We start from the raw sequence: 26,865 nt of genomic DNA, 5'->3' as shown, positions 1-26,865 counted from the left end.
ATGCGTTCACCCACAGGGTGTTTGAGTGTCGCCCGTTGCACCGTATTCGCCATGCTGTGGTTGGCCGATGCCACCGCTGAAGCGGCCAGCTCTATCCTGTTATGGCCGATTGATCCGGTACTGGAGTCCGAGCAGCAGGCCAGCGCGCTGTGGCTGGAAAATCGCGGCAATGAGACGGCCAACCTGCAAGTGCGGGTGTTTGCCTGGAACCAGCACGACCTTGCGGACCAATACCAGACGCAACATGACATCATCGGCAGTCCACCGATGGCCATGATTCAGCCAGGCCAGAAACAACTGGTGCGACTCACCCGCACGCGGGACCTACCGCCAGGCGAAGAATGGGCCTACCGCGTCATCATTGATGAAATCCCTTCGGCGCTGCCCATCGCCGCCGACCAGGCAGACAAAGCGGACGCCGCCATACACCTTCAGATGCGCTATTCGATCCCGCTTTTTGCCTACGGCGCCGGCCTGCAGGGAAAAACCGTGGCCGCGCCCTCTGGGCCAGCCGCGGTGGCGTTAAGTTGGCGCCAGGTGCTGATCGACCATCGCGCCTATGTCGAGATCCGCAATCAAGGGGCTGTGCACGCGCGCTTGACGGACATGGCCTTTCAGCACGAGGGCCAGACTTTTCCGCTGGCTGAAGGCCTGCTCGGTTACGTGTTGCCAGGCAGCCGCATGCAATGGCCGTTGCCCTCAGGTATCGCCCCGAGGGCAACACTTCAGGGGCGGGTCAATGGTGCTGCCGCCGTGCAGAATCTGGCACCCATGCACTGAGCAGAAAAGCTGTCATCCAATCACGAGGATGTGCCCCAGCCATGGACGTCACGACCCCAAGCACCGGGACCAGGCACAGGCTGAAAGGCGTTATTGCTTTGTGCTGCTACCTGTTATGGGCCCATGACCTCCTGGCCGCAGGCTTGCCGCCTGCGCCCAGCGCGATGGAAGCGGTGGCTGATTCGCCGCTGTACCTGGAGTTGGTGATCAATCAAGTGAGCAATGGAGGTGCGGTGGCGGTTGAGCAGAGGGAAGGCCATTATTGGGTGGCGGCTGCGGTTTTGCGCAGCGCCGGCTTGAAATTGCCCGCGGTCCCTGCCGAGGTCGATTTGACCACTCTGGCCGGACTGCACACTGAATATGACCCACTGGGCCAACGGTTGTTATTGACCGTTCCGCCCGATTGGTTGCCGACCCAACGGCTCGGTCAGCGCGACCTGTATGCGCGCACACCGGCCTTGAGCAGTTTCGGCGCACTGGTGAACTATGACCTGTACCTGAATGACGCCGACGTCGATGCACGCTATGTCGCCGCCTGGAGCGAGCTTCGCCTGTTTGACAGCTGGGGGACCCTGGCCAATACCGGACAATTTCGGCGTACCCTATCAGGGCCGGCCAACAGTCTGCTGGGAACCGGTTATCGACGGTACGACACCACCTGGCGTTATTCGGATGACGATCGTTTACTGACTTATGAAGTGGGGGATCTGGTCAGTGGCGCCTTGCCCTGGAACAGTTCCGTACGCCTGGGCGGCCTGCAGGTTTCACGCGATTTCAGTGTACGCCCGGACCTGGTGACCTACCCGCTGCCCCAGTTTGCCGGAGAAGTTGCCGTACCGTCTTCGATGGACCTGTTTATCAACGGTTACAAGACCAGCAGCGCCGACTTGCAACCAGGCCCGTACACCGTCACCAGCATCCCGTTCATTAACGGCGCCGGTGAAGCGGAGGTGCTCACCACCGATGCGTTAGGACGCCAGGTGTCCACCACCATGCCGTTTTATGTCACCAGTACGTTGTTGCAGAAGGGCTTGAGCGATTATTCAGTTGCCATCGGCAGCCTGCGCCGCGACTACGCCATTCGTGATTTCGCCTACCATTCTCTGGTGACCGCCAACAGCCTGCGGTACGGATTGAGTGATACGTTGACCCTGGAAAGCCATCTCGAGGCGGCCGACGCCTTCCTGCAAGGGGGTGTGGGCAGCAGTCTGCAACTGGGAAACGCAGGGGTCCTCAACGCCTCACTCAGCCAAAGCCGTTGGGAGGATGAGCAGGGGCAGCAACTTGGCCTCGGCTATCAATACAGCACGGCGCGTTACACCCTGTCCTATCAACGCCAGGAGCGACGCCACCGTTATGTCGATCTGGCGGTGCTCGACAGTGCCTCAAGCCTCAGCCAGTCCAGTGAACAGATACTGCTCAACCTTAATCTCGAACACTGGGGCAGCCTCGGTCTGGGCTATTTCAAGGTTTTGGCCGCCGACACCTCGCGTACCCGCTTGCTCAACCTGACCTGGAGTAAATCGTTGTGGCGCAGCACCAGCGTTTACCTGTCGGCCTCGCGCGACCTGAGCGACCGGAGTTGGGCGCTCCAGGCCCAGTTGGTGCTTGCGTTTGACCAGCACGGCAGTTTGAGTATGAGCAATGTGCGCAGCAATCAGGGCGACAATCAGCAACAACTCAATTACAGCCACGCGGTCCCCAGCGAAGGCGGCCTGGGGTTCAACGTGGGCGTCGCTCGCGGCGATGGCGCCGATTATCGGCAGGCCGACCTGACCTGGCGTTTGCAATCGGTGCAGTTGCAGGCCGGTGTGTATGGTCGCGACGACGCGTCCACACGCTGGGCCGATGCGAGCGGAGCCCTGGTCTGGATGGATCAGCAGGTGTTTGCCGCCAATCGGATTGACGATGCCTTCGTCGTCGTGAGCACCGGCGGCTTTGCGGATATTCCGGTGCGTTACGAGAATCAGTTGATCGGCCAGACCGATGACCATGGGCATCTGCTGGTGCCTTGGAGCAGCGGCTATTACCGAGGCAAATACGAAATCGATCCGCTTAACCTGCCGACCAGTGTGCAAAGCCCGATTGTCGAGCAACGGATCGCGGTGCGCCGTAACAGTGGTTATCTCTTGACGTTCCCGCTCAATCGCATCTTTGCGGCCAGCGTGGTGCTGGTGGACGCTCAACAACGAGTTTTGCCGCTGGGAAGCCGCGTGCTTCACGAACAAAGTGGCGCACAGGCGATTGTCGGCTGGGACGGGCTGGTGTACCTCGACCAGTTGCAAGCGTACAACACCGTCCGCGTCACCTTGGCCGATGCGCGCACCTGTCAAGCGCAGTTCCCGCTCGACCTGCAGCAGACGCAGGTGGCCTTCATCGGTCCCCTGGTGTGTCAATAACCCTGAACATAGGGAGGTCGGCCATGCGCCGTCGGAATGCCGGGTCAGCCCTCTGGGCAGGCTTGTTGATGATGTTCTGCTCGGCTTCGGCATCTGCCCTCTGCTCGGTGGGCAGCACCACGCCCGCCAGTTTTGGCCTGGTCAGCTCGATCGCCGTGCGCACGACCAGCCAATTCAGCTCCACGGTGCATGCCGGTTTACAATGCACCGGGTCATTGCTGAGCGTGCTGGCCAGCAATGACCATTTTTACGCCACTGTGACGTCGGCCACTGCCGGCATGGTCGGGCCCACCGGGGATGTGATCGGTTATACGCTGTACGCCAACAACAGTTCCAGTTACCCCATTACCCGTGGTGTCGGCTTTGATTTTGCCCGCAATTCGCTTCTGGATGTCTTGGGCTTGCTGGGCAACCCGACCGTTGCCACAGCCATCCCCCTCTATCTGCGAACCCTTGTCGGCAGCAACGTCGCCGCCGGACTCTATACCGAGACACTGAACATCCACTGGGACTGGAACTATTGCTCAGGCATCGGTGTGCTGGGCGTTTGTTTGGGGCGCGATATCAACAGCGGCACCACCAGCCTGGTGGTGAACCTGAATGTGACCAACGATTGTTTGATCAGCGCCCCCAATATCAATTTTGGCAGCGCCCCCGTGGTGAGCGCCTTTGGCGCGGTCACTAGTCAAACCATCACGCTGACGTGTACCAAAGGCAGCCTCTACAGCGTTGGCCTGGATGATGGGCAGCATGCAACCAATGCCGGCGGGCGTCGTCGCATGCTCTTCGCCGGTCAGTATCTGGCGTACGATATTTTCAAAGGCGCGGGCAGCAGCCGCTGGGGAAATGTCAGCGGCGCACGACGCGCCAGCCCCACGGCCGACCTCAACCCAGGCCGAGGCCTGGGGAACGGTAGCCAGACGTTTAACTATAACGCCAAGATCTATCCGGACCAAAACACGCCACCAGCGGGAACCTACCTGGACAGTGTGGTGCTGGAGGTGGGATTTTGAGCGAGCCACGGCTCCCCCACGGTCTCACGCAAAGCGCCGAAGGATCGAGCCAGCCCTAAGGTGTTATCGCGCTATGCCTCTCGAGCTCGCCCCTGGTCAGAGATGATCGGCCAAGAACATGCAAGGCGTGACGGTCGTGGATGCCATGGGGATGGCTGCTCCCTTGGGAGCACACCATGCCTGCCCAGCCGTACCAGTGCGACCGACCATGAAGTCCGCTGGGGCTGAACCACGCCGTGCTGACGCAAGGCCGACCTAAATGATCAACGGATAGCCGTCAGGCTATCGCTACGGTTCGCCGCTTGGTAAGTAAAGCCGTCAATCAAGCGGTGGCTTGCTCCTTGCACCCGACGCTGACCCCGCCGGCGTTCAAGACCGATGGCCGCAATAGTGGGGATGAACTGAAGGACAGAATCAACTCCATGCAATAGATTGGTCCGCAGCAGCACCTAGCCGTGAACTCCACACCTCCACGTCAATTCGCTCCCCGGTTCTAAGATCATAGACCTCTGGTGGAAACTCTAGTGCGGATGACAGCGTTTCAGTGCTGACGACCGGCTTTATTTGATCCACTTCATTTAATAATATCTCCATGTACTTTTGATATTTTCCAGACAGCGTGACGTTGTTCTCCGTGATCGACATGATCTTGAAAAACTTCCCTGGAGCAACCAGTGATTCGGCCTCAGAGTAGGGGGCTTTACTGCGTATGGACAGCGGGGCAAAAATCTTCGCACTTTTGTGATGTTCTAAAACAAAAATCACAGAAGTGCTATCAAAGTGATGTTCGACACCTATAACAGATGACGAAAATTCTTTGGCCGTGTGAGGGTTTTCGGTAAAAGATGCGAAGTCAGTGTTACATAAAATATCACCCACCTTTACAGGGCCAATACGAAATGCCTCTCCCGACGTACCCCGAGCACCGCAGCCCCCTCGGTAAAGGGTAACGTTACCTGTGGCAGGCAGCCGGTTAACAATACCTACAAACTGTTCCACGCGTGACAGACTGTCGAGCGGAATATTCGCTTCGGGTGAAAAATAACCCTTCGCATAGGTCTTTTCCTGACCATACCTTAAGAAGTTATTCATAAAGTGTGAAGAATCATAGCTGTAGGCTTCCGCAAATGTTTCTTCATGGCTTCCCAAGCGAATCGAAGATTGCCGGAGAAGTTGCGACTGGCGGACCAACGCCCTATCCCCCTGTTGTGTACTTGCTGCTTTCGCCTCATTTGACGACATCGCGTTCTGTAATGCAGACGTGCTTGGAGTGACGTCAAGTGGGAGTTTAGCCAGGAGGGCGAACTGTAAATTGCTGGTGAGGTCCTCCTCCACGGTAGTTGATTGCACGCGCTCCTCACGACGTGTCCTGGGGGTGGTATATTTATACATTGTGCTACCTTTATGGACGATCCTAACTACTTAAACACCCGAGCAAAACTTAAGCTTAAGCATTATCCCTCACCGCGCGCAGGGAGAACACCTCCAGGAATCAGTTGAGACGGATCAACTTCAAGTTTGCGCGCGCTCTGGAGCGCTCGCAAGCCTACGCTCACGCACCCCGATATCTTCTTCAAGGCAATATGACGGAATTAGATGTCCGCATGCATGGCGGGCGCCCACTTCAATGTATGTAGGGGAATACTTAAAAAGATACACAGGTCCTATGTTAGGCGGATGAAGGGAGCGACCTAAATTCTCAGCGCTCATGATGTACCCAGAAATGGGCTTCGCGATAGACTGCCTATTTTTACGCCACCCCTACACGAGGAGCGCCCTTGAATGGCTAAAGAACATACGCCCTATAGCAACGCCGTCAGTGCCGTGCGCATCATCAACCGTTCAACTGTCAGGGAGGACTTCGTGTCAAGTTGCACACGCTGCAGGCCAGCAACTGATACTGTGCGAGACGTCAGAAGAGAAATACGGGGGGGCTCGGTCAAGATTGTTTACTGCAAACTTTGCAACAGTACGTTAGGCGTTTATCCAGGCCATTGAAAATAGTCCATTTTTATTTGTATTAAGCAAAGGGGGGGCCAGGTCACGCCCCAACGGGAGCTCACAAGAGCCGTGAAACCCCTCGTGAGAACAGACCCATTCGAGCGCCCTGACTGCCGGTGATCATGCTCGCGCTCTTTCCGGCTTACGCGTCACGGGTTTTCGAAAGCCCGCCGTGCTCGGGTGGTGATGCGCCCTCTTTGTCGATGAGAGTACCGGCGACCGCGGTCCTGAGAAGTACTTATTGTCGATGGCGTAATGCTTTTCATCGGCGCCCTCACTGACATTCTAAATGGTCCGCGTTTATTTCTGCCTCCGGTATTGAAAAAGTCATCCAGTAATAAGAAGGTGTCCTTGGGTCGGGAAAACCGAGGCAGGCGTACGGCTTTTAATGGATCTAGAGGTGACCTGCTTATTATTTCCTGTGGGGCGTATTCCCGGGGGGTGGCTAAATTTAGCAGAAAGTATCCTAATGGGCCAATCACGGGAAGTCGTACACCAGGTCTGTCGGAATTATCTTATGCTCTTGGGTTGCCTTAACAACGCTTTCCTTGCTTTTTCTATCGACGCTACATGGCTGATAGTTCCACTATTTGGCTTTGGCTAAAAATGTTCAGAAATCTTTTCCTCCGCACGCCGGTATCCGCTACCCTTTGATTATATTGCCAACGGGTGATGAGCGACTTGACGTTTCGAGTTTTCCTACAACACTCCTGTAACAATTATTCCGCTTAACCCGGCGTCGAGGAAACAAGCATGGCTCTTACTCCCGAGCAAATTGATTTTGAATACCCCATCCCCTCCTATCGATTCGTGGTCTCCATTGACGATGAGAAAATCCCCTTCAGCAACGTGACGGGATTGGACATTAAATATGGGGAAATGGAATACCGTGATGGCGTCGGCAACTATTTCAAAATGCCGGGGTTGAGGGAGAAAGTGACCATCACCCTGCGCAAAGGCTTATTTCGTGGGTCCAATGGTCTGTATGAGTGGATCAGCACCATCTCGCTAAACAAGGTGGTCAAAAAAGACATCATGATCAGCCTCACCAATGAACAGGGCGATGAATACCTGTTCACGTGGAACGTGGCAGATGCCTTCCCGACCTCTCTATCCTCGCCGACCTTGGATGCCAACAGCAACGAGGTGTCTATTCAGGAACTTACCCTGACCGCCGACCGGGTCACCTATCAGATGTACTGATGTGTAATCGCGTTCATTGTTGAAATCGACCTTTGGGTGAGGAGCATCATGCCAGTCACTGTATCGTATCCCGGCGTGTACATCGAAGAGCTGAATGGCTTGTCGTTGTCCGTGTCAGCGAGTGCAACTTCCGTCCCGGTGTTCGCTGTTGACACCGCCAACCCCTACTTTGTAAAAACCACGCGCATTTCCTCGTGGATGGATTATCTGAATAAAAAAACCACCGTGGCTTCCGCAGTCCCGGTGCCGTTTGACCCCGATGACATTCTAGATGTCTGCATGCGCACCTACTTCGAAAATGGCGGCGGCTATTGCTACCTGATTCCGACGCCCGACTGGGTGGCAGAGGTCCCCAAGTTAATTGACGCCACCACCCTGGTGGCCGCCGGACAGGACATCACCTCGCCGGTGGGGATGTTGTGTGGCACGGGAAGATGCCTGTTTGCGATCGTGGATGGTCCGACCACGGATCTTAGTCAGGCAACTGGTTCGGCCCCGGTCTCCTCCTTGGTCTCGGAATTCGCCGCCATCTATTATCCCTGGCTGCTCGCTAACTGGACGACGCAAGCCATTCCGCCCAGCGCGGTCATGGCCGGCGTCTATTGCCGGGTGGACCTCACGCGAGGGGTGTGGAAAGCGCCGGCGAATGTCACGATAAACGGAGGGTTGGTGCCTCAATTCGCGGTGACCGATGACCTTCAGGGTCAGTACACCAAGGGCGACGCCCTCAACATGATTCGGGTGTTTAACAAAGGCGGCACCACCGTATGGGGCGCCCGCACCCGCCTGGACTCGGATCAATGGCGTTATGTCCCGGTGCGCCGGCTCTTCGACAGTGCCGAGCGCGATATCAAAATGGCGATGAAGCCGGCCATGTTCGAACCCAACAGTCAGCCCACCTGGGCAGAAGCACGAGGGTCGATCGAAAACTACCTGAATAAGCTGTGGCAACAAGGCGCCTTGGCCGGTGCTCGGGCCGAAGAAGCGTATTTCGTCCAGGTCGGCAAGGACGTCACCATGACCCAGGACGACATCAACCAAGGCATGATGATTGTCAAGGTCGGGATGGCGGCGGTGCGTCCTGCGGAGTTTATTATTCTGCAATTCACCCAAGACATGGCTCAATAACCGAACCGTTCACCAGACGGCGCCACGCCCAGGGCTATCCCCTCTAAACACTGTGAGAAGTGCATCATGCCAACCCCGCAGCCGGGCGTCGTGGTCAGTGAAACAACCCTGTCCATCACACGCGCAGAAACCCGCAGCGCGGTACCCCTCTTCATCGGTTATACCGAAAAGGGGCCGACCTCGACCTTACAGGCCGTCAATGATTTTTCTGAATACCAGAACATCTTTGGCGGCGCGTCGCGCGTGGTGAATGAACCGTTCAGCGAGGGGGTTCTTTACTACTGCATGAAGCATTATTTTGATAATGAGGGCAGCGGCGGATTTGTGTTGTCCTTGGGCCGCTACGCCAACCGCACGGGGGCACAAATAGTGACGGCATTGGGGGACCCGCTTATTGCCAATGCCATCGCCGGCCAACCCTTGATCACGTTAATTGCGTTTCCCGATACGGTGTTGTTGCCTGACGACTCGCCGTCTTTGTGGCATGAGGCGTGGCAATTGCTCTTGAACCTGTGTCAGTGCCGAAGCGGATTATTCGCGCTGCTGGAAACCCCTGACTTGGGCGCCAATGTGAATAATTGCTTGAATACCTTTGTCGGCACCCATCGCGGATGGGGGGCGGCGTACTGGCCTCGGTTAGTCAGCGAATATCGCGACAATGACCGACCGGTTGTCATACCGCCCTCAGCGGCTGTCGCCGCAGCGATCGAGCGAGTGGACAAGGCCGCAGGCGTGTGGACCGCGCCAGCCAATGTCGTGCTGTCCAAAGTCATCGACACGACGCAGCCCCCTCTGGCGCTTCATGATCAGTCCGTCAACAGCAATGCTGGCGTCAATCTTATCCGTAGCTTTCCGGGAAGAGGCGTGCGGATCTGGGGATGTCGGACCCTCTCTCCTGAACTCAATAGCCCGGCCTGCTATGTCCAGGTCCGGCGTTTGTTGTCCTATATCGAGACAAACGCCAGCCGGTTGGCCAGGATGTTTGTCTTTGAGCGCAACAACGAAATCACCTGGTACAAGGTGAAAGGGCAAGTGTCCAACTGGCTGAACCTGCTCTGGGTGGAAGGCGGCCTGTTCGGTGCGCAAGAGGAGCAGGCGTTCAGCGTTCACTTGGGGCTAGATGAAACCATGACCGAGGACGATGTCCGTGCCGGGATCATGATCCTGAACGTTCGCGTCGCCCCGCTTTACCCCGCTGAATTTATTGAGCTCAGTTTGCAGTTTGACCTGTCCGGCGATCGAAGCCTCTGAGCAAGGAAGGAAATGTGCCATGGAACCTTTATTCCAACCCATACCCACCTCGCGGTTTATCACCACGTTCATTTTTAACGGGCTTTTCCCCAGCCCCTTGGACATTGCCTTTCAAAGCGTTTCGGGACTGTCTCGCGAGCTGAACGTCACGCAACACAGCGAAGGTGGAGAGAACGTCAGAAACCTTTATTTTGCAGAAAAAATCAGCCATGGCTCCTTGACCCTGGAACGCGGCGTGATAACGGTCACGCCGTTAACCATGGCGTTTGAGAAAATCATGCAGGGCCAACAGATCGCCTACGCCGACGTGGTGATTTTGCTCCTGAACCACCTGGGATTGCCTGTCTGCAGCTGGACCATCAGCAATGCGTTGCCGGTGCGTTGGCAAACAGCCAACCTGGACGCCAATGCCAGCAGTATCATGGTCAATACCCTGGAGCTGAAGTATCAGAACATGCGTTGGCGGGGGATTAGGGCATGACCATCGAAATCAGAGAATTGGTGATCCAGGCCAAAATTGCCGCTCCCGAACCCACTAAAGCCCACCCAGCGCCGCGTAGCCTTGCCCAGGAAAAAGTCGACGAGGCACGCTGGATTGAGACCATTACGCAACGGGTCCTGGAGAAATTGCGTGAAGAGCGGGGGTGGAACCAGTGACCTCCACGCTATTAAGCCAAGGGTTGGTTAAGCTGACCATTACGGCGTATGCCGACCGCAATTTGACCAAAGTCGTCGGCATGATCGGGGCCAAATTCAATCCGGACTCCCTGCAGCTGAGTTATGCCACCCAATACAGCGCCAATGACTTTATCAATGACACTGCGCAAAGTAACAATTATTCAAAAACCGAGCCCGGCGACCTGGGGTTGGAGCTTGTTTATGACGACCGCATGTTCAGTGTGGGGGGCTCGCTCGAGGACGAACTGACCGCGCTGCGCCAACTGTGTTACACCGTTGATCCCAGTCGCGGAGAGCCGCGCTTTCTGAAGGTCCAGTGGGGCAACATGCGCTGGGCGCGCAATGGCTACTTCGCCGGGCGGATGACGGCGTTGTCCTTCCATTACAGCTTGTTTGATCGAGATGGCACGCCCCTGCACGCCACCGCCAAGCTGACCATCCAGGCCGATGAAAGCATTGCTAAACAAGAAGCGGAGCAGAGCTTGCTGTCACCGCCGGGGCTGGTTATTTCTGTCCCTGCCGGTCCCGCCAATTTAGCCCTGGTCGCGGCGACGGCCAGCACCTCGTTAGTCGGCGGTATCAATTACCTGGATTTGGCGTGGAGTAACGACCTCGACAATTTCGATGACATCAAACCAGGGCAAACCCTGGTGGCGCCGCTCGCGGGGGGGACGAGCTGATGCCGTCACTTCAGTTAAACGCCGGCATTGACTCACGAGCCTTAATGACCCTGCAGCCGATATGGTGTTCCACCACGCAACGCGTCAATGCTATTCCCACGGCCCGCTTGCTTTTGTCGACCGAAGGAAACGCCTTGGAAACGTTGAGTCGGTGTGACGCCGAGATTGCCCTGTGCAAACCCGGCAATCCTATTTCGATCATGATCGACCGCCAAGGGCAGTGGGACCTGTTGTTCAAGGGCATCATCGTCGAGCAGCGCCTGAGCTTACTGAAAACCAGTGCGCAGTTGGAGCTGGTGATCAAACACCCCCTGGCGCGGCTGGCGAGCACGTGCCGTTCGCAGGTGTTTAGTAATCAGAGTGCGCAAGCCATTATCAGCGGCTTGTTAGCTGAACAGCAGCTGAGCTGCACCAACCAGGCCGACATGAAAACCGTTCAGGAACAACTCATTCAGTTTCGTTGTTCGGATTGGTTGTATGTGCGTCGCTTGGTCGATGAGAGTGGGGCATGGTTGTTGCCTGAGTTTGAAGACGTAAAGATCGTAACCCCCACCTTAGCGGGCACGCCGGATCACACGCTGAAGAGCACCGAGGTCAACCGGGAGACGGGAACCGAGGGGCAATCCTCCATTTTTGAGGCCAGTTGGCGTTTTAGCGATCGCTATCAACCGGAAAAACTTTCGCTAACAGCGTGGGATATTGCCAAGCAGGAGCTCATCGTCGCCATGGCCACTGCGCAAGCATTGGGCCAGGACGCACTTAATCCGGCCCGTCAAAAGCCCCTGACCAAGGCCCCCTGGGTGATCGGCAGCAGTGCGTCAATCAGCCAGGAAAAGCTCGAGGCGTTGGCCCAGAGCACCTTGCAACACCTGCACGACACCAGTGTGCTGGGCGAGTTTCAAGTCCGCGGTTCGGTGAGCTACAAGCTCGGTCAAACATTGGCCCTGGCGCAATTTGGCCAGGGCTTTGACGGTGCCGGAATTATTACGGCCGTTTCACACAGCGTGGATAAAACCTCCTGGAAGACGGTCATTGCTCTGGGCATGAAGGACGGCAGCGGTGAGCTGACCCCGCTGGCGACGCCCAGCGGCTTGCAGGTGGGGGTCGTCGCTGAATTTAAGACCGACCCCAATGACCTCAATCGCTTACGCGTCTCCCTGCCGGTGCTGGGGGACGACAATAATACCGTTTGGGTGCGACTGGCGATGCCGTATGCCAGCAGCGATGGCGGCTTTTATTTTTACCCCAACCCCGGGGATGAAGTGGTGGTCGGCTTTTTTGACCACGATCCCTGCTTTCCGGTGCTCCTGGGCTCCATGTACAACCCCCAAAACCCACCCTTGGTCAACGTCAGTAAAGAAAACAAGGTCAAGGGGATGGCCTTCAACGACATGGATTTGCTGTTTCAATTTGATACTCAATCCACGTCTGCCGCCCTTTGCGCCAAAGCAAGTGTGGAAGTTAAAGCTGACGAAATTAAATTGGTGACTAAGTAAGGGTCACGTGGATGGTTGTGGAGAGACGCATGAACGATGTTCTGGAAAAAGTTTATGGTCGCGGCTGGGCGTTTCCACCGGTGTTTTCGCCGGAAACCGGCGTGGCCATGGTGGCGGGGTCAGAAGACGTTCGACAGAGCCTGATCATCCTCTTCAGCACCCTGCCAGGAGAGCGGATCATGCGTGAAAACTATGGGTGTGACCTGAACACCTTTATGTTCGCCAATATCAATGCGGGGCTGACAACAGAAATAGAATCGCAGATTTATGACAGCGTGCTCAACTTCGAAAGCCGCGCGCAAGTGACTTCCATCACCATTGAGCAATCAAGCGAGGCCCTCAGCACGCTGCTCGTGCAGGTGGTCTATCGCTTACGTGGTAGTGACATCGCGCAAAAACTGATTACCCGACTGGATATCGGTAACGGCCGGAGCGTGATGGCATGATCTCACTGGTGGTGATCAACGGCGACGAACTCAAGTTTGAACCGCTGTTCGGCATGCGCCACGTCACGATCATTGAGCCCGCAGTGATTGCAGGCAGCGGAGGCGTGACGGTGGCCAATGAACAGGTCTGCGTCGTGGGCGATGAAGGCCACGTCCAGATTAAGGCCACCTACACCACCTCGGCCTTCCCCACCCCAGGGACGGGCACCGTAACCATTAGTCAATTAAAGCCCGATCAGCAAGCGGCCGCTTGTACCAATGGGACCGCGCTGATCACGCAAGGCACGGCCTTCGACGCTCTTTTTACCCCGCAATCGCCTGCATCGATGCCCGGGGTACCGACCACGTTTGACTCAACGGCACCGAGTCAGGGCACAGGAGAGTTTGTCTGCGCCCAACGGTTTGTCACGGCTGGCAGTGCATAGCGCCCGCCAGCCGACGGGACATCGACATCAGGGGAAGGGGAACGTCAGGTGCGTGCAGGCGGTCCCGGGGCAGTCCATTAAGGCGAGTCCGTCAGCGGCCGATCAGGATAGAGTAATCAATGACAAATACATCCACAGTAGAAAACTTTCTGTCGGGGCTGATGGCTGCCCAGGGGTTTCAGTTAGACAACCGCACGATCCTGGAAAACTTGCAGTTTATCGAGCAATACACCCAGTTAATTCCCTATGCGCCTGACTTTAGCCAAGCGCCTCCCAGCGCAGCGCTGACTTGGGAACACATTTATTTTACGGCCAAAGAAAATCCCGCAAAACTGGCGCAAATCTACCAGCACCGAGCACTGGCCGGCGGCACGTTGTGGCCGCAACAAGCCTTGCTGCTGGCCTTTTTGGAAGTGTTGCAGACGCCACGCGCCTTATTGAATTGCCTGCCGCATGCGCATCGAGAACTGTATTACCGCAAGTTGTTGGGGTTAGCTGAGCGTCCCGCCGAACCGGCAAAGGTGGCCCTGTCGTTTGTGCTGTCCCCAAAACTGACTGAGCTGTTGATTCCAGGCGGAACCCTTTTTTCGGCGGGACAGGACCCTCAAGGCACCAAGATCCAATATGCACTCGACAATGACCTCTTGGCCAACCAATGCCAATGGACTGATTTGCGGTGGTGCTGGAGGCCACGGGCCGAAGGCGTCGCCACCTCGTTTATTGCTTACGAAAAGTCGCAACACCCTTGGCCAACCAGCGGTCTGCGCTTGTTCAGCGAAAGCGATCAAGATCAAACGGTCCTGCGTGGTCGCCTGGTGACCTCCTCGTTGCTGGAAGCGCCCGACGCGGGACAATTTGAAATCCTATTTTCCCAGAGCATTAACGCCGCGCAAGTCAGCACCGCGCAGGTGAGCAGCGGTGACCATTGGTTGCCGTTGCAACTGATTGGCCCTGGCGCCTCCGCCCAGACGCTGCTGTTTTCGTTAGCGCCCGCGGACGTGGGGGCCATTAGCGCCCCGGTGGGGTTGGATGGATTAACCCTGGACGCTCCGGTCATCCGCTTGGCATGTCCTGATCTCCCCGGGCAAAGCGCGTTACCGGTGATTCGCCAAGTGACGATTAACGCAACCACGGTGGTGGACGATCCGCAACAGTACCTGTTAACCCCGTTTGGCTACAGTACCGAGGCGCCATCGCTGGCGCAGGCGCAATTGTACGTAGGGCTTGCCGCGCTCCAGTCCCAACAAACGGTGTCGCTTTTTTGGAAGGTGTCGGGAGCGAAAGCGCTGACGATTATTTGGCAATACCTCAATTCGAACAATCAATGGGCCACACTGGATGCCTCTGTCATCGATGAGACCGCCGGATTATTTCGCAGCGGCTTATGGTCCGCCACGCTACCCCAGGATGCCAGCACGACCGCCTCCAGTATGCCGGCTGGGCGGTGTTGGTTACGAGGGCTGATGGACAATTCCGGGGTATCCGTTTCAGGGGTGTCGGACTATCCCTTCGTCACCGGATTGGTGGTCAATGGGATGACGGCCACCCTGCAAAATCCGGCCGCACTGGATCCCAGCACCCTGTCTGAACCATTACCCGCCCACAGTATTAGCCAGCCACTGACCGCTATTTCCGGACTGTCCAATACGCTCCAGCCCTGGGACTCCTGGGACGGTCGCGCCCGTGAAACGACCTCCGCGTTTTTTGAGCGCTCAGCGCAGCGCCTGGTCCACCGCAACCGGGCGCTCACTTGGCAAGATATGGTGGCGATGCTCAAGACCAAATTCCGGGCCGTCTTCGACGTGGCGACCCCGGCCAGTGTCAAGCAGACCATGGTCCCGGCGCAGCGGCAGCAAAAACTGATCGTCATCCCGGCGAACGCCGAAAAAGACAACACCGATGCCTTGCGCCCTCGGTTAAATACGGCGCGATTGGAGGACATGGCGGCCTATCTCGAACAGCTGGCCTCCCCGTGGCAACAGATCGTCGTCGACAACCCGATCTACGTCGATGTTCAGATCGCCTATGAGGTGAAGTTTCATCCTTGGATGAATCCCGATTACGGTTATCGGGAACTGCATCTGGCGCTGGAACAACACTTCATGCCGTGGGCGCAGGAGCTGGCGACGAATGTGAACCTGGCCAATCGCCTGGATTATTACGATGTGGTCGCACAGATCCAACAACAGCCTTACGTCGATTATGTGGTCAGCCTGACCCTGAACGGTCGTCGGCAGAGCATCCAGGGGGCCGATGACGAAGTGCTGATCCTGGTGGGGGCTCTGGCGTGGGCAGACGATACGCAGCGAGCAGGGGACCGGTCATGAAAAATATTGAAGAGGCGCTGTTTCCAAACGTTAAGGGATTCATCGAGTTTGAGACGTTGCTGCTTCAGGCCAAGCGGGCCATTCAACAATACTCTGGCCTGACGTGGAGCAATACGGACGAGCACGATCCCGGGATTACGCTCCTGCAGGCCCTTTGCTACAACGCCTCGGATGTGGCCTATCGGACCTCGCTTCCGCTCAGCGACTTACTCACGCCGGCCCCTCAGGAGCAGACTGACGACGGTATCTTCCCGATTACCTTTGGTCCGCAGCGGGCATTGACCTGTGGGCCGATTTCGGTAGAAGACTATCGCCGCGCCTTGTTGGACCTGACATGGACTGACGGTATCCGCGATTTTTTCTGTTTTGACAACGTGTATGTGACGCGTGAACCGGAAGAGGCCCGTTATCACTATTGGTATAACGTGGATCAGCGCGTGTACAGCTTTGTGGAACCCATGGATGACGCGTCCATTGAAATCTCCCTGCTCGGCAATTGTTTTCTCTATTTACAGGCCGCGCGCGAAACGGAGGCGAACAAGTTTGCGGCGCAGGCGGTGCTGGATGCCTACTTGCGTGACCACCGCAACCTGGGAGAAGCGGTCAGCCGGATCATCTGGTTGGTGCCCAACGATGTGACGGTCAACATGGTTATCGAGCTGCAAGATAACGTCGATGCCAGCACCTCGGTGGCGGCTATTTTAGCGAACATCTATACGGTCACCGAGCAGTACATTACACCGCCCATTTTGCGCCACTCAACCGAAGACCTCCAGGAACAAGGCTGGAGCAATGAGGACATCTACCAAGGTCCGTATTTGCTCAATGGATGGATTCCACAACTGCCGCCCGTGCTCGAATACCTGCAACCGGTCTCCCTCAATCTGGCGCGCCTGGTCAATGCGCTGTTAGCCATTGACGGGGTCAAAAGCGTACGGTCATTGGGCAGCGAGCAGAGTACCCCGGACAATCCGTGGGTATGGACCGCCACCATGGGCGGTGGTTATCCGCGCCTGTGGGGCAAAGACCCGATTGGCGTCTTGGCCGATGACACCGCGGTGCGGCTCCTCGCCAACGGGATTGACTGCACCGCCAGCGCCGCCGCGATTGCCGCGCACCTGACGGTCGCGCCCAAGGTCTTCAATGCCCCGGTCACGTTGCCTTATGGACGTTGGCGTAACCCCGCCGCTTATCATCCGGTCACGGACAAACTGCCTCCCTGCTATGGCCTGTTGCAGCTGCCAGCAACGCCGGCGCAGGTACAGCTGCATCAATATCTTCTACCCTTGGAGCAACTGCTCGCCAATGCGTGTAAGCAACTGGAGTTGCTGCCCAATTTGCTGGCGTTCAATCGGGCGATCAATGATGTTGTGTGGGGCGAGCAATGGCCGTTCTCTGACTTCAGCATCAGCGATGTGATCTTTAGAGAGTGCGCGCCCGCCATCAAGCAGTACTTGCAGGCGCAGAGCACGGACATTGACAAAGAGCTCGCTTATATCAATTACTTGCTGGGATATTTCAACAGCCAAGTGGCGCCACGGACCTTCACAGTCTCGGCGCAGCACTTTATGAATTCGCAACAGGGGTACCTCTCGAAGATTGCGACCCTGACCTACCAGCGCGCCAATATTCGGATTGATAAAGTATCCGCCTTGCAACAGCGTATTGCTGCCCGCCTCGGCATTGGGGGCGCGGAAATTTTCAATGAAGACGCGCCCTTGGACAAATTGCCTTTTTACGTTGTTGAACATCGAGGGCTGCTGCCGGTCTATCCGGACCCCAGTTATAATGACGCGCAAGTGCCGAAGCGGTTAACCGTCGACGGTAACTATTTAAAGGTGACGATGCGGCGCGGCAGTCACGCCCCGTTAAAAGTTGGGCAATTGGTCAATTTGATTCTGACCCAACCCGATGGCGTCGCGCACACCATTCGTGCCCTGATGATCGTTCAGGTCAGCGCCCATGCGTTCTCCTTAAACATGGCGATCAACGCGGAATTGCAAAGTAAATTGACCGATATTTTGGATCCGGCCAACACGGTGCAATGGCAAAACTGTCAAGTCTGGCTGGAGGACATGACTTACCCGCTAGTCTACGACGACGATCAGAGTGGCCTGTCTCTCGACCAGAGACGGTTGACCTCCTCGCCCCAGAGTCCTTATCCGGCCATGGTCCACGTGGGGGACATTCTGACCATTGAAAAATCCCTGCCCACCCCCGATTTGGCCGTCGCGCCCACGAGCGTGACGACGGAACTGCAGGTGAAAATCGTCGCGGCGGATAACATCGCCAGTACCCTGGTGGTAGAAAAATTAGGCGAGCACGACTTCCCGGCTGCGGATCTGGCCCAAGGGTATATTTGGTATTTCGACAGTGCCAGCCACGCGTCCAGGGACCGTTTTTCGTTTATCGTCAGCGTGGTCTTTAATCGAGACCAGTTGAACCAATTCACCAGCGACATTTATGCCACCAATGCCTGGATGAAGGACACCATCCTAGAGGAGTTTCCCTCCTACATTTCCATGATGATGCATTGGTTGCCGGACGATCAGTTCAAGAACTTTGCTTACACCTACAACACCTGGCAAAACAGCGGCGCGCCGTTGGGAGATGCATCCTACAGCTTGATGCGCATGCTGACCTTGGGCTGCATTCCTTCTTCGTTGACGGGTATCGGTGCCATGCACGTCGCCACCGTGGCTCAACGGACCGATGTGGTGGGGGTGAACGAAGATCAATGGAACAGTTCAGTCATCGTCGACGACGAACTGTTTTGGGTGCCACCGGATGCCGCGGACTCCGACTGACGTCGATCATCGTATCGCAATGGGGGCGAACGGCGCAGGATCGGCATGGCCGGTGGGTCAGAAAAGACCCGCGTCCCGTCGGTTGAGTTGCACCATGAGGCCCTGGCCAAGGTTCAAGGAAGTGGTTGATGTCCAAATCATTAGCAGCCCATCGGCTGGATCGCTTACGGATATGTTTAGACGTTCCACCACACGATGGCCAGCGCCTGAGCGAAGCCTGCAGCCGCCTGTTTCATCGTCAGCTGCGCACGCTGATCGCCCGCGTGCTGGACAAGGCCCAGCAGGCCGGCGGAGATTTACAGATCAGCGGACCGCTCACGGTCGATTTGGGTGAGCTGCCGACGCTCGGATTTGAGAAGGCATTCTGCCAACGTTTGGAACAACGGTTGACCGAATGCCTGTTAAATTATGGCGCGCAGGCCCAGCGGTTGAGCACGCCGCGCCCCAAACTCGATCCCCCCTCTGACCCTTTAACGCTGCTCAGCCGTTATTTAAGCGACGGGGACTGGCCTGAAAATGCGCCTCCATCCGCCCGCGCGACATTGAATACCTGGTTACTCGCTGATGAGTCGAGGCCCGCGCATCACAGTGTGGCCGCGCTGGCCCACCACAGCCTGAACCCCGCCAGCGTGTCGCGCCTGTACCACCTGCTGGCGCCGGCCAGTCTCCTGCAATTATGCCGGTGCCTGGCTGAAGTTCGCAGCCTCACGGGCCCCGCGACGCTCGGGACGCTACAACTGTGCGCCTTGCGCTATTTTCAGCGCCATCCGCAAAGCCCCCTGCCGGTCGAGCCGCGAGCGGCGCCCGTATTAGTGGTGGAGGGTAATGCCTCACACGCCCAACTGCTGGGGGGGCTGTTTGGCGAAGAGGGCCCAGTGCGTGGGGCGTGGGCAGCCCGGTTGCAGATGCTGTGGCAACAGCCCGTGGTACGGCGGATACTCCGGCAGCTATTGATCCCCACGGTGTACCAGTCCTTGGCCGTGCGGCTCAATCACAGCGCTATCAGCCAGGCATCCAGGGCGTCTTCGCCGGGTGATCCAAGCCCGGGGCGGGGGAGTGCGCAACACGAGCATGCGGTGAGCGAGGGGCCGCTTCAGGGAAGTGCGCAGCCCACGCGTGCGGTGAGCCAGGAGCCGCTTCAGATCAACAACGGCGGCATTGCCCTGCTGTGGCCGCTGTTACCAGGATTGTTTGAACGGCTGGGCCTGACCGATAATTCGACATTTATTCATGCCCAGGCGCGAATGAACGCGGCCTATTGGCTCGATGAACTGATTTGGGCCGATGGCCAATATGCGCAATGGCGCATGCCGCTCAATAAATTGCTGTGCGGGTTACCCTTGGAGACCCCATTGGAAGGGCCGCTACCCGACGTACAGGCCCATGCGGTGATGCACGCGTGGTTAGCGCAATTGCCCGAACGCTTGCCCGCTTGGAAACACTTCAGCTTGAGCGATATTCGCCAACTGTATTTACAGCGACCGGCCTGGTTGGTCCCCCGCCAGGGCGACTTCAGTTTGTATATTCTGCCGCAAATGTATGACGTGCTGTTAAAGGATTGGCCGTGGCCGACCGAAATGTTGATGCTGCCCTGGTTGCTCAAACCGCTGGATATTCAGTGGTGCAGACCGCCTGACGCTTAGCCGGCGGCGACGTTTGAACGGCGATGAAGCGAGCTAATTGGCGGTAAATGAGTGTGACAGGGACCAACCCTGGCTTGTCTGCGTGATGTGGGCGGCGGTGATCACCACGATGGGATAAGGATGCTAACGCATGAATCAATTGGCGGAGCCTCTCGACGAGGCCATGCATGGGGCTAGCGACGAGATCAAACAGCTTTTTCGTCAGCTGGAGCGCATCGATTTATTGTTGCAGGCGTGGGGCGTGCAGTTGATGCAACAACAAAATCATCCTGCGCTGGACACCTTTATTCTGAGCGCCGAGGAACTCACCGCCCGCATGGCCGCACCGCGTGGCTTGCCACATTGGTGTCTAAATACCCCGTGGGAAGAAGAGTCCCTCTGCGCAGCGCCGGCTGAGTCTTGTTATTTACTCGATCAGTTGGCGACTCGCTTTGCGTTAAGCGCGTTTGAAAAGGATGTGCTGCTGTTGGGATTGCTGCCCTATTTTGACAGTCGTTATTTCGTTTTGTTTGCGGCCCTGCATGGCACCCCGCAAAAGAAATGGCTCAGCTTTGAGTTGGCGTTAACCTTATTCTGCTCTTCGCCCATGGAGAAAATTGTCCAGGAAACGCGTTTTTTACCCGCGTCACCGCTGATCAGATGTCAGTTGCTCAGCGTGGGCAAAAAAGGCGAACAGCAAGGGGAAAGTTGGTACCAAACCTTGGTCCAAACCGATCTTGCGGTGTACCACTATTTGACCGGACAGCGACATTTGCCTGACCTCCTGATGGGGTGTGCGCAGTGGCTATCGCCGGCGGCTTCCCCCTTGAGGGTGTGCCCTGCGGCGATTTTAGCCGCGGTGGCGGCCTTCTCGACTGCGCCGGGGGAGGCCAGGGCTCCGGTGATGATGTTGCGTGGCATGCCAGGCAGTGGCCGGGCCTGGGCCATCACCACGGCAGTCACCGCGCAGGGGCGTGACACCTTGCAACTGGATATGGAGCGCTTGCCCGAGAATGACAAGGATGCGCAGTTTGTGCTCACGCAGGTCTTGCGTGAAGTTCGCATGCACGGCGCCTGCTTATTGGTACGCGCGCTGACCAGTTTGCTCGAGGAGCGTCAGAACCTCTTGACCCTATTTGCGCAATTGCTGAATCAACCGGGCCTGCTGGTGGTCTGTGAGTGTGAGTTCCAGGAGCCCCTGGTCTGGCTTCCCCATCTCGAGCAAGTGGTCATGGACATGCCAGTGCCAACGACGGCGGAAAAGGAAACCCTGCTGCGCGCGTACCTGAGTCCCGCAGTGACGGACCTCGACGTCAGGACCTTCTGCGAGCGGCAACATTTCACCGAGCAAACACTGCCCCAACTGCTGAAAGAGGCAGAGCATTATCGTCGGCTGCGCGATCCGCAGGCGCCGCTGAGTGGCCACGACCTGGTCAAAGCCTTTCGTCTACGCGCCCAACAAAATTTCGGCACCTTGGCCCGGCGCAGTGAGCCGAAACGGACGTTCGCTGATCTGGTCGTCGGCGACGAGTTGGCCCAACAGTTGACGGAAATATTGATCGCCACCAAACACCGTCGGCACGTGCTGCAGATGGGCTTCGCCGCCAAAATCGGGTATGGGACAGGCATCAGCGCGCTCTTTTACGGTGATTCCGGAACCGGTAAAACCATGGCCGCCGAGGTGATTGCCGGGCAACTGGGGGTGGACCTGATCCAAATCGATCTCGCCACGGTCGTGAGTAAATACATCGGGGAAACCGAAAAGAACCTGTCGCAGATTTTTGATCGCGCAGAAATGGACGCCGGGGTGCTGTTTTTTGATGAAGCAGACGCTCTGTTTGGCAAGCGCAGTGCCGTCAAGGATGCCAAGGACCGGCATGCCAATATTGAGGTGTCCTATCTGTTACAGCGATTAGAACGGTATCCCGGTTTGGTCATCCTGGCCACGAACAACCGCAGTCATCTAGACGACGCTTTTAGCCGGCGTTTTACCTTTATCACCCGGTTTACTTTTCCTGATGTTCCACAGCGAGAGCGCCTGTGGCAACGTATCTGGCCTGAAAGCATCGAGCTTGCCGACGACGTCAACTTCAAACAACTGGCCATGCGTACGGAGTTAACGGGCGCCAATATCCGAAACATCGCATTGCTGGCCACCTGGCTCGCCGCCGAAGAGCACACGCAGCAGGTGCGCTTTGAGCATATCGATCGAGCGTTGAAACGAGAGCTGGCCAAGATCGGCCGAGTGGCCCCCTAGATTGGAGATGCTCCATGCCTGCACCGATTGAATCCAATATGATCGTGATTGAAATCAATAAAGCCTTGCAAACGGCTTTAACGAATTACCTGTACCCTGACGTTGCCGTTCGCTTCGATTTGCCCGATCCGGAAAATTTGCCGCCCAGCCCCGTCATCAGTGTTTTTCTATATGACATTTATGAAGACCTGGAGCTGAAAATGGCGGAGTCCAGGGCGTACATCGGTGGTGTGCTGCAACCGGCCAAGGTGAATGTGTGCTGCAATTATCTGATTACCTACTGGGACAGCAGCCAGGCGGTCAGTAATGACAGCCCCAGCGGGGCACCGGACAATCAGACCATGCTCGTCATGAATCAGGTCTTGAATGCCTTGATCAATAATCGGCAATTGCCCAGTATTCCCGGTGCCTACACCCGGGTGATCCCCCCCAAAGATGAGAGCCTGTTCAGCTTGGGCAGTTTCTGGCAGTCCTTGGGCAATAAACCTCGGTTACTGCTTAACTACGCCGTCACCGTGCCCGTGGCGTTAACCAATAAAAATGAACTCATTGCTCCGGTCCAGGAGACCGGCGCGGTGGTGCAGCAGATATAATTGACGGCGCCAGGTAGGCGGCCCCGTCATCGACCCGTCCGGCGCTTAGGCGTGCCGGCGCGCGCCCCGGGGCCTCGACACGCCAGGGTGGTGTAATGCCGATACGCGACGAGTCGCAAGTTCACTTGCAGAACTTGGGGGTGGCCAGCCAAGCGTTATGGCGGTTATTGGATGAACGCTGAACAAAACGCTCTGGACCCCAAGTCCGGCGGGGCCTAATGAGCCGAGTTGCGGGCAAAGCTATTAAATCGATAATCCAGGTCTGCAAGTCGATCAAATTTGGCTCGTAAGCCGTACACCGTGCATCCGATATAGTTGAGAGCGTGTACTCGACGGCTACACTCCCGGATAAAGGCTTATGAACAACACTATCGCCATCTAGAGCAAGCCAATGCCAACCTACCAGCCCGTAAAAAAAGCGCCCAAAGACGCTCGCCGACATACCGCCCCTCAACTTACGGACCTCCCGCAGGAGCGATTAAACGATGCCAGCCAGCTGCTGACTTTCGAGCCGGAGATGGGTGACGGCGCCTATCAAGAGCAAGCCAATGAAGGCGTTGATTCGATAGAAAGCGCTTCCGCCTGCCTGCTTCCCAAGCAGGAAGCGCCTCCCAGCGCCAAGACAACATTTCCGTATGTGTTTACCCATGAGCTTCCGGCTGAGGCGCTCACCCAGAGCGTGGGCGTGAATAAAGTATTGTTAGCGGGCTCCCTGATCGGCGCGGGAAAGAGCCCAAAAAATGACGTCCAAAAGAGTCATATCAACCCCATTTTCACCAGGGTCTTGAGTATCGAAAAGGCGGGGGGCATGAAGGGACTAACCAGAGCCGCCTTCAGGCCCAATCTAGTAGGAGGCCAACAGCCTATCGTGATGTTGATTGCCCCGAGTGCCGCCACCAGTGATCATCAAGCGGTTGACAACTACATAGAATTACAAAATCGTGTGAAAAAAGCTGGGTGGCCTAAATACCCGCCCGTCAACAACTCCGCGAAAACTGGATTATTCAAGTCATACAACAAAGATGTCGGAAAAACTGGCGGCACATCGCTCGATGAATTGTCACCCGACAAACTGGCCAAATCCGCCAAGTATAACTATGCCAATGAGCAGCACTGGCATCGAGGTATCGCACTGGAGAATCATCTGTGCGCCGTCGTCTTGAAAATCGGGCTTGGAAACGATGGTAAGTACGGGTTGGTAAAGTCGGGCCAACCTCAACAAGTAGGTGATGCCAGGATTTGGGATATTGGCGCTTTATTGGGTTTTCCTGGTAAAGCCTCTGACCAGATCAGTGTCGATGATGAGGTTAAGCGAACCATCGATTGGTCTACCACAGTCACTACGCGAGTCTATGCTGTCACCCCTAACTATCCACTCGAAAATGTTATTCATATCCTTAATAAATCCTACAACGGAATACGCTTTGAGAATTTACCCATCGAGTTGACGCAGCCCCAACCCACGTCTGAAGCACCGTTAGCGACCTCGCCCAAACGTTCAACAAAACCTGGGGCTACTTGATTTTTTGCGCATCGATGTTGTCGGTGGCATTAGAAGTTGCAGTTTCCTTCGTGCCATCCATTTTTCCGCGACCTGACTGGATTTTTTCTTTTTTGTCGACCCGTTCTATTGGGGTTGGTGCGGCCAGCAGCCATTAGGTTCTGTACGAAAAGCAGTATCGCACTCACTATAAGTGCAAGCCAGTGAGACCCATGCGCCTAAGCTGTGGGCTAATGAGTGGTCGCCTGTATCGATCTTCAGCCAACCGAGCATTCAATTGAAGCCTTCGTTTCGATCAGGGTCGCGAGCTCAATATCGCTTGTGTTTTGGCTAACTGTTGCCATTAATTACAGCAATCACGCGGCTTGTACCGATTACCACCCGACCCTTGGTATGGCCGAGCAGGGCTATGTACGGCGAACAGGATTCGTAGCCTAGTCGTGATAGAAATTCAGCTCCAGCATCACTTCATTCTCGGATGTGGCCCAATGTCTGAATTCGCGCTGGGCAGTCAGGCGCAAACCCAGGTTGCGCGACAACTCCCAGTGCTGATTCAGACTCACCCTATGGCGTACTTCGCCATGGGCGAAATAGTCACCTTTGGTCTCCAGGCTCAAATTGCTCAGCGGGTTTTTCCACAACAACCCCGTGTTGAAACCCGCCGCTGGAGAAATGAATTCGGCGAGGTCGTTGTTGTGCTCCACCCGCACGGTGCCCAGCGCAAAACCGAGCAGATCATCGCCCAGTTGCCAAGCGCCACCAGCACCGCCGTTGACGTGGCTGACCAGCGTTTCGTCGTCATGTTTGCCCGGTACGCGTTCCAGGCCACCGGTGCCCTGCCACGACAGTGGGTGCAGCAACTCATTGCGCGGTGTAAGCGAGCGGATGGTTGCCAGGTCCAGTTGTTGCACCTGCCAGTCACTGCCTTCGTATTGCCGCAGTTTTAGCTGCAGGATTTCGATCTGCGCGCCGAAGAGTGCCGATACCGGCCTGCCAGGTGCGGGATTCATGGCCGTCCGCAGACAGGCCGGGGCGCGCGATATTCAGCTCCGGCGGTGGGTTCTGATTAATCGCGCGCAGCTGCTCGAAAGAACGCTGCGCCCGTTGTGGGTCGCGCTCCTGACCGTTGGCGCGGTAACGCTCCAGTCGGTAAGCCGCATTGATGATCAGCGCCTGGCGCTCGCGAGGTAGCGCCTTGAAGGCCGGGGTTTGCAGCTGCTCCTGGTCGGCGCTGACCTTGAGCACCCAGCCTCGTTCCTCATCGCGTAACGGTTTGACGCGGGCCGACAATTCGCGTTCGCGAGATGGGCGGTACTGAATCGACTCCACCAGCCCGACCTCTTTCACCGCTTTCACGGTGTCGGTGGGGATGGCGGTCAGCGGGAATTGTTCGGTCAGGCGCAGGCTCGGGCGGGCCACTTGCAGCAGTTCCAGCAGGCGATAGGAGCAGTTTTCGTCAAAGAAGAAATAGTCGAACTGGACCTGTTTCAGCTCCCACACGTGTTCGACCATGCGTGCGGTTTCTTCCTGGGTCAGGTTCAGCCGGTATTCCCACAGGTCGCGGTTTTCCAGGCGGCGATACTCTGAGAGTTTTTCCTGGTAGGGCACCGGCGCGAACAGCCCCAAATAGCTGCCGATCAAGCCTATCCAGGCGTAGAGGATGCTGTTGTCCGAGCCTTCGATGTCGGCACCGAAGTTGATCGCGTAACCGAGCAGTGACGTCTTGTCGGCTGAAACGTCAGCCTGGTCGATGCGCAACAGGGTATGGCCGAACATCGACGACGGGCTGTTCAGATACGTGGCCGGGAAAATCATCACCGCGCTATGGGGCGAGACGTCCTTGAACCACTGCTTGAATTCAGCACAGTCCAGCGTCGGCAGATCGCTCAGGTCAAGTCGCGCTTTCAGCCAGCGGGTACGGGCCGGATAAACGCATTTGGGCATGCTGTTGGCCGGCACTAGCCGGGGTGTACAGCGCTTGTACGGTGGCCGCCAATTCATGGTCCGGGTGTTCATTGCCATCGACGGCGAGGAAGAATTTTTTGTCGCTGATATAGCTGCGCCAACCGCCGAGCTTGGCGGTTTCGTAATGGCCCAGGGAAATCCAGAAAGGGTCATGGGCCAGTTGCTGCAAACATTGAAAATCGATGTGAGGCGCAGCGGAGTGCGGGGCGCAGACGCAGAGCGCCTGCCAGGCAAGACGCTTGAGCATGGTGGGTAACTTAAACGGAACGACAACGAGCCGGCGCGGCGGATGC

General features: G+C 56.8%; 19 protein-coding genes and 1 pseudogene. 18 read left to right on the top strand and 2 right to left on the bottom strand.

Annotated features, from left to right (window positions below):
• The 3 genes from ACIPL2_RS08440 to ACIPL2_RS08430 all read left to right on the top strand — a co-directional run bounded on the left by ACIPL2_RS08440 (window position 1) and on the right by ACIPL2_RS08430 (window position 4,192).
• Window positions 1-780, top strand: a complete 780-nt coding sequence (locus ACIPL2_RS08440) for a molecular chaperone (protein WP_401354891.1) — start codon at window positions 1-3, stop codon at window positions 778-780.
• 41 nt (window positions 781-821) lie between these two features.
• Window positions 822-3,179, top strand: coding sequence for a fimbria/pilus outer membrane usher protein (locus ACIPL2_RS08435; protein ID WP_401354889.1), 2,358 nt, complete (start codon window positions 822-824; stop codon window positions 3,177-3,179).
• 68 nt (window positions 3,180-3,247) lie between these two features.
• Complete coding sequence (locus ACIPL2_RS08430; protein ID WP_401355208.1) at window positions 3,248-4,192, top strand: spore coat protein U domain-containing protein; 945 nt, start codon at window positions 3,248-3,250, stop codon at window positions 4,190-4,192.
• Between the two features lie 414 nt (window positions 4,193-4,606).
• Here ACIPL2_RS08430 and ACIPL2_RS08425 read toward each other — a convergent pair whose 3' ends face one another.
• Entirely contained in the window at window positions 4,607-5,584 is a 978-nt protein-coding gene (locus tag ACIPL2_RS08425; protein ID WP_401354886.1) for a hypothetical protein, read from the bottom strand.
• A 1,362-nt stretch (window positions 5,585-6,946) separates the two neighbouring features.
• Here ACIPL2_RS08425 and ACIPL2_RS08420 point away from each other — a divergent pair.
• From ACIPL2_RS08420 to ACIPL2_RS08350, 15 genes are all read left to right on the top strand, one after another.
• Entirely contained in the window at window positions 6,947-7,396 is a 450-nt protein-coding gene (locus ACIPL2_RS08420; protein WP_401354884.1) for a phage tail protein, read from the top strand.
• 48 nt (window positions 7,397-7,444) lie between these two features.
• Window positions 7,445-8,524, top strand: a complete 1,080-nt coding sequence (locus ACIPL2_RS08415; protein ID WP_401354881.1) for a phage tail sheath family protein — start codon at window positions 7,445-7,447, stop codon at window positions 8,522-8,524.
• A gap of 66 nt (window positions 8,525-8,590) precedes the next feature.
• A complete protein-coding gene (locus ACIPL2_RS08410) occupies window positions 8,591-9,775 on the top strand; it encodes a phage tail sheath family protein (protein WP_401354878.1) in 1,185 nt (394 codons plus the stop codon).
• Window positions 9,776-9,794: 19 nt separating this feature from the next.
• Entirely contained in the window at window positions 9,795-10,256 is a 462-nt protein-coding gene (locus ACIPL2_RS08405) for a phage tail protein (protein ID WP_401354875.1), read from the top strand.
• A complete protein-coding gene (locus tag ACIPL2_RS08400; protein ID WP_401354873.1) occupies window positions 10,253-10,432 on the top strand; it encodes a DUF5908 family protein in 180 nt (59 codons plus the stop codon). Before ACIPL2_RS08405 ends, ACIPL2_RS08400 begins: the two co-directional genes overlap by 4 nt.
• The gene (locus ACIPL2_RS08395) at window positions 10,420-11,133 is read left to right on the top strand and encodes a hypothetical protein (RefSeq protein ID WP_401354870.1); all 714 of its coding nucleotides are present in this window, start codon (window positions 10,420-10,422) and stop codon (window positions 11,131-11,133) included. Before ACIPL2_RS08400 ends, ACIPL2_RS08395 begins: the two co-directional genes overlap by 13 nt.
• A gap of 44 nt (window positions 11,134-11,177) precedes the next feature.
• A complete protein-coding gene (locus ACIPL2_RS08390; RefSeq protein ID WP_401354868.1) occupies window positions 11,178-12,629 on the top strand; it encodes a phage baseplate assembly protein V in 1,452 nt (483 codons plus the stop codon).
• Window positions 12,630-12,658: 29 nt separating this feature from the next.
• Window positions 12,659-13,075, top strand: coding sequence for a GPW/gp25 family protein (locus ACIPL2_RS08385; protein WP_401354866.1), 417 nt, complete (start codon window positions 12,659-12,661; stop codon window positions 13,073-13,075).
• Window positions 13,072-13,500 carry a hypothetical protein gene (locus tag ACIPL2_RS08380; RefSeq protein WP_401354863.1) on the top strand — a complete coding sequence of 143 codons (429 nt, stop codon included), beginning with the start codon at window positions 13,072-13,074 and terminating at the stop codon, window positions 13,498-13,500. The genes ACIPL2_RS08385 and ACIPL2_RS08380 overlap by 4 nt, the downstream gene beginning before the upstream one ends.
• Before the next feature lie 119 nt (window positions 13,501-13,619).
• Complete coding sequence (locus ACIPL2_RS08375; protein ID WP_401354862.1) at window positions 13,620-15,827, top strand: hypothetical protein; 2,208 nt, start codon at window positions 13,620-13,622, stop codon at window positions 15,825-15,827.
• Window positions 15,824-18,634, top strand: a complete 2,811-nt coding sequence (locus tag ACIPL2_RS08370; RefSeq protein WP_401354860.1) for a hypothetical protein — start codon at window positions 15,824-15,826, stop codon at window positions 18,632-18,634. The genes ACIPL2_RS08375 and ACIPL2_RS08370 overlap by 4 nt, the downstream gene beginning before the upstream one ends.
• 128 nt (window positions 18,635-18,762) lie before the next feature.
• Window positions 18,763-20,277: a contractile injection system tape measure protein gene (locus ACIPL2_RS08365; protein WP_401354858.1), complete on the top strand. Its 1,515-nt coding sequence runs from the start codon at window positions 18,763-18,765 to the stop codon at window positions 20,275-20,277.
• A gap of 130 nt (window positions 20,278-20,407) precedes the next feature.
• The gene (locus tag ACIPL2_RS08360; protein WP_401354856.1) at window positions 20,408-22,513 is read left to right on the top strand and encodes an ATP-binding protein; all 2,106 of its coding nucleotides are present in this window, start codon (window positions 20,408-20,410) and stop codon (window positions 22,511-22,513) included.
• A 14-nt stretch (window positions 22,514-22,527) separates the two neighbouring features.
• On the top strand, window positions 22,528-23,106 hold the full coding sequence (locus ACIPL2_RS08355) for a Pvc16 family protein (RefSeq protein ID WP_401354854.1): 579 nt from the start codon (window positions 22,528-22,530) through the stop codon (window positions 23,104-23,106).
• 391 nt (window positions 23,107-23,497) lie between these two features.
• Entirely contained in the window at window positions 23,498-24,628 is a 1,131-nt protein-coding gene (locus ACIPL2_RS08350) for a hypothetical protein (protein ID WP_401354852.1), read from the top strand.
• A gap of 413 nt (window positions 24,629-25,041) precedes the next feature.
• Here the strand turns inward: ACIPL2_RS08350 and ACIPL2_RS08345 are convergent.
• Window positions 25,042-26,819, bottom strand: a pseudogene (locus ACIPL2_RS08345) (DUF4105 domain-containing protein).
• Between the last annotated feature and the right edge of the window lie 46 nt (window positions 26,820-26,865).

This window comes from Pseudomonas sp. NPDC086251, assembly GCF_044746405.1.
In the GTDB taxonomy this organism is placed as follows: Bacteria; Pseudomonadota; Gammaproteobacteria; order Pseudomonadales; family Pseudomonadaceae; genus Aquipseudomonas.
This window is presented reverse-complemented; position numbering and strand designations above follow the sequence as displayed.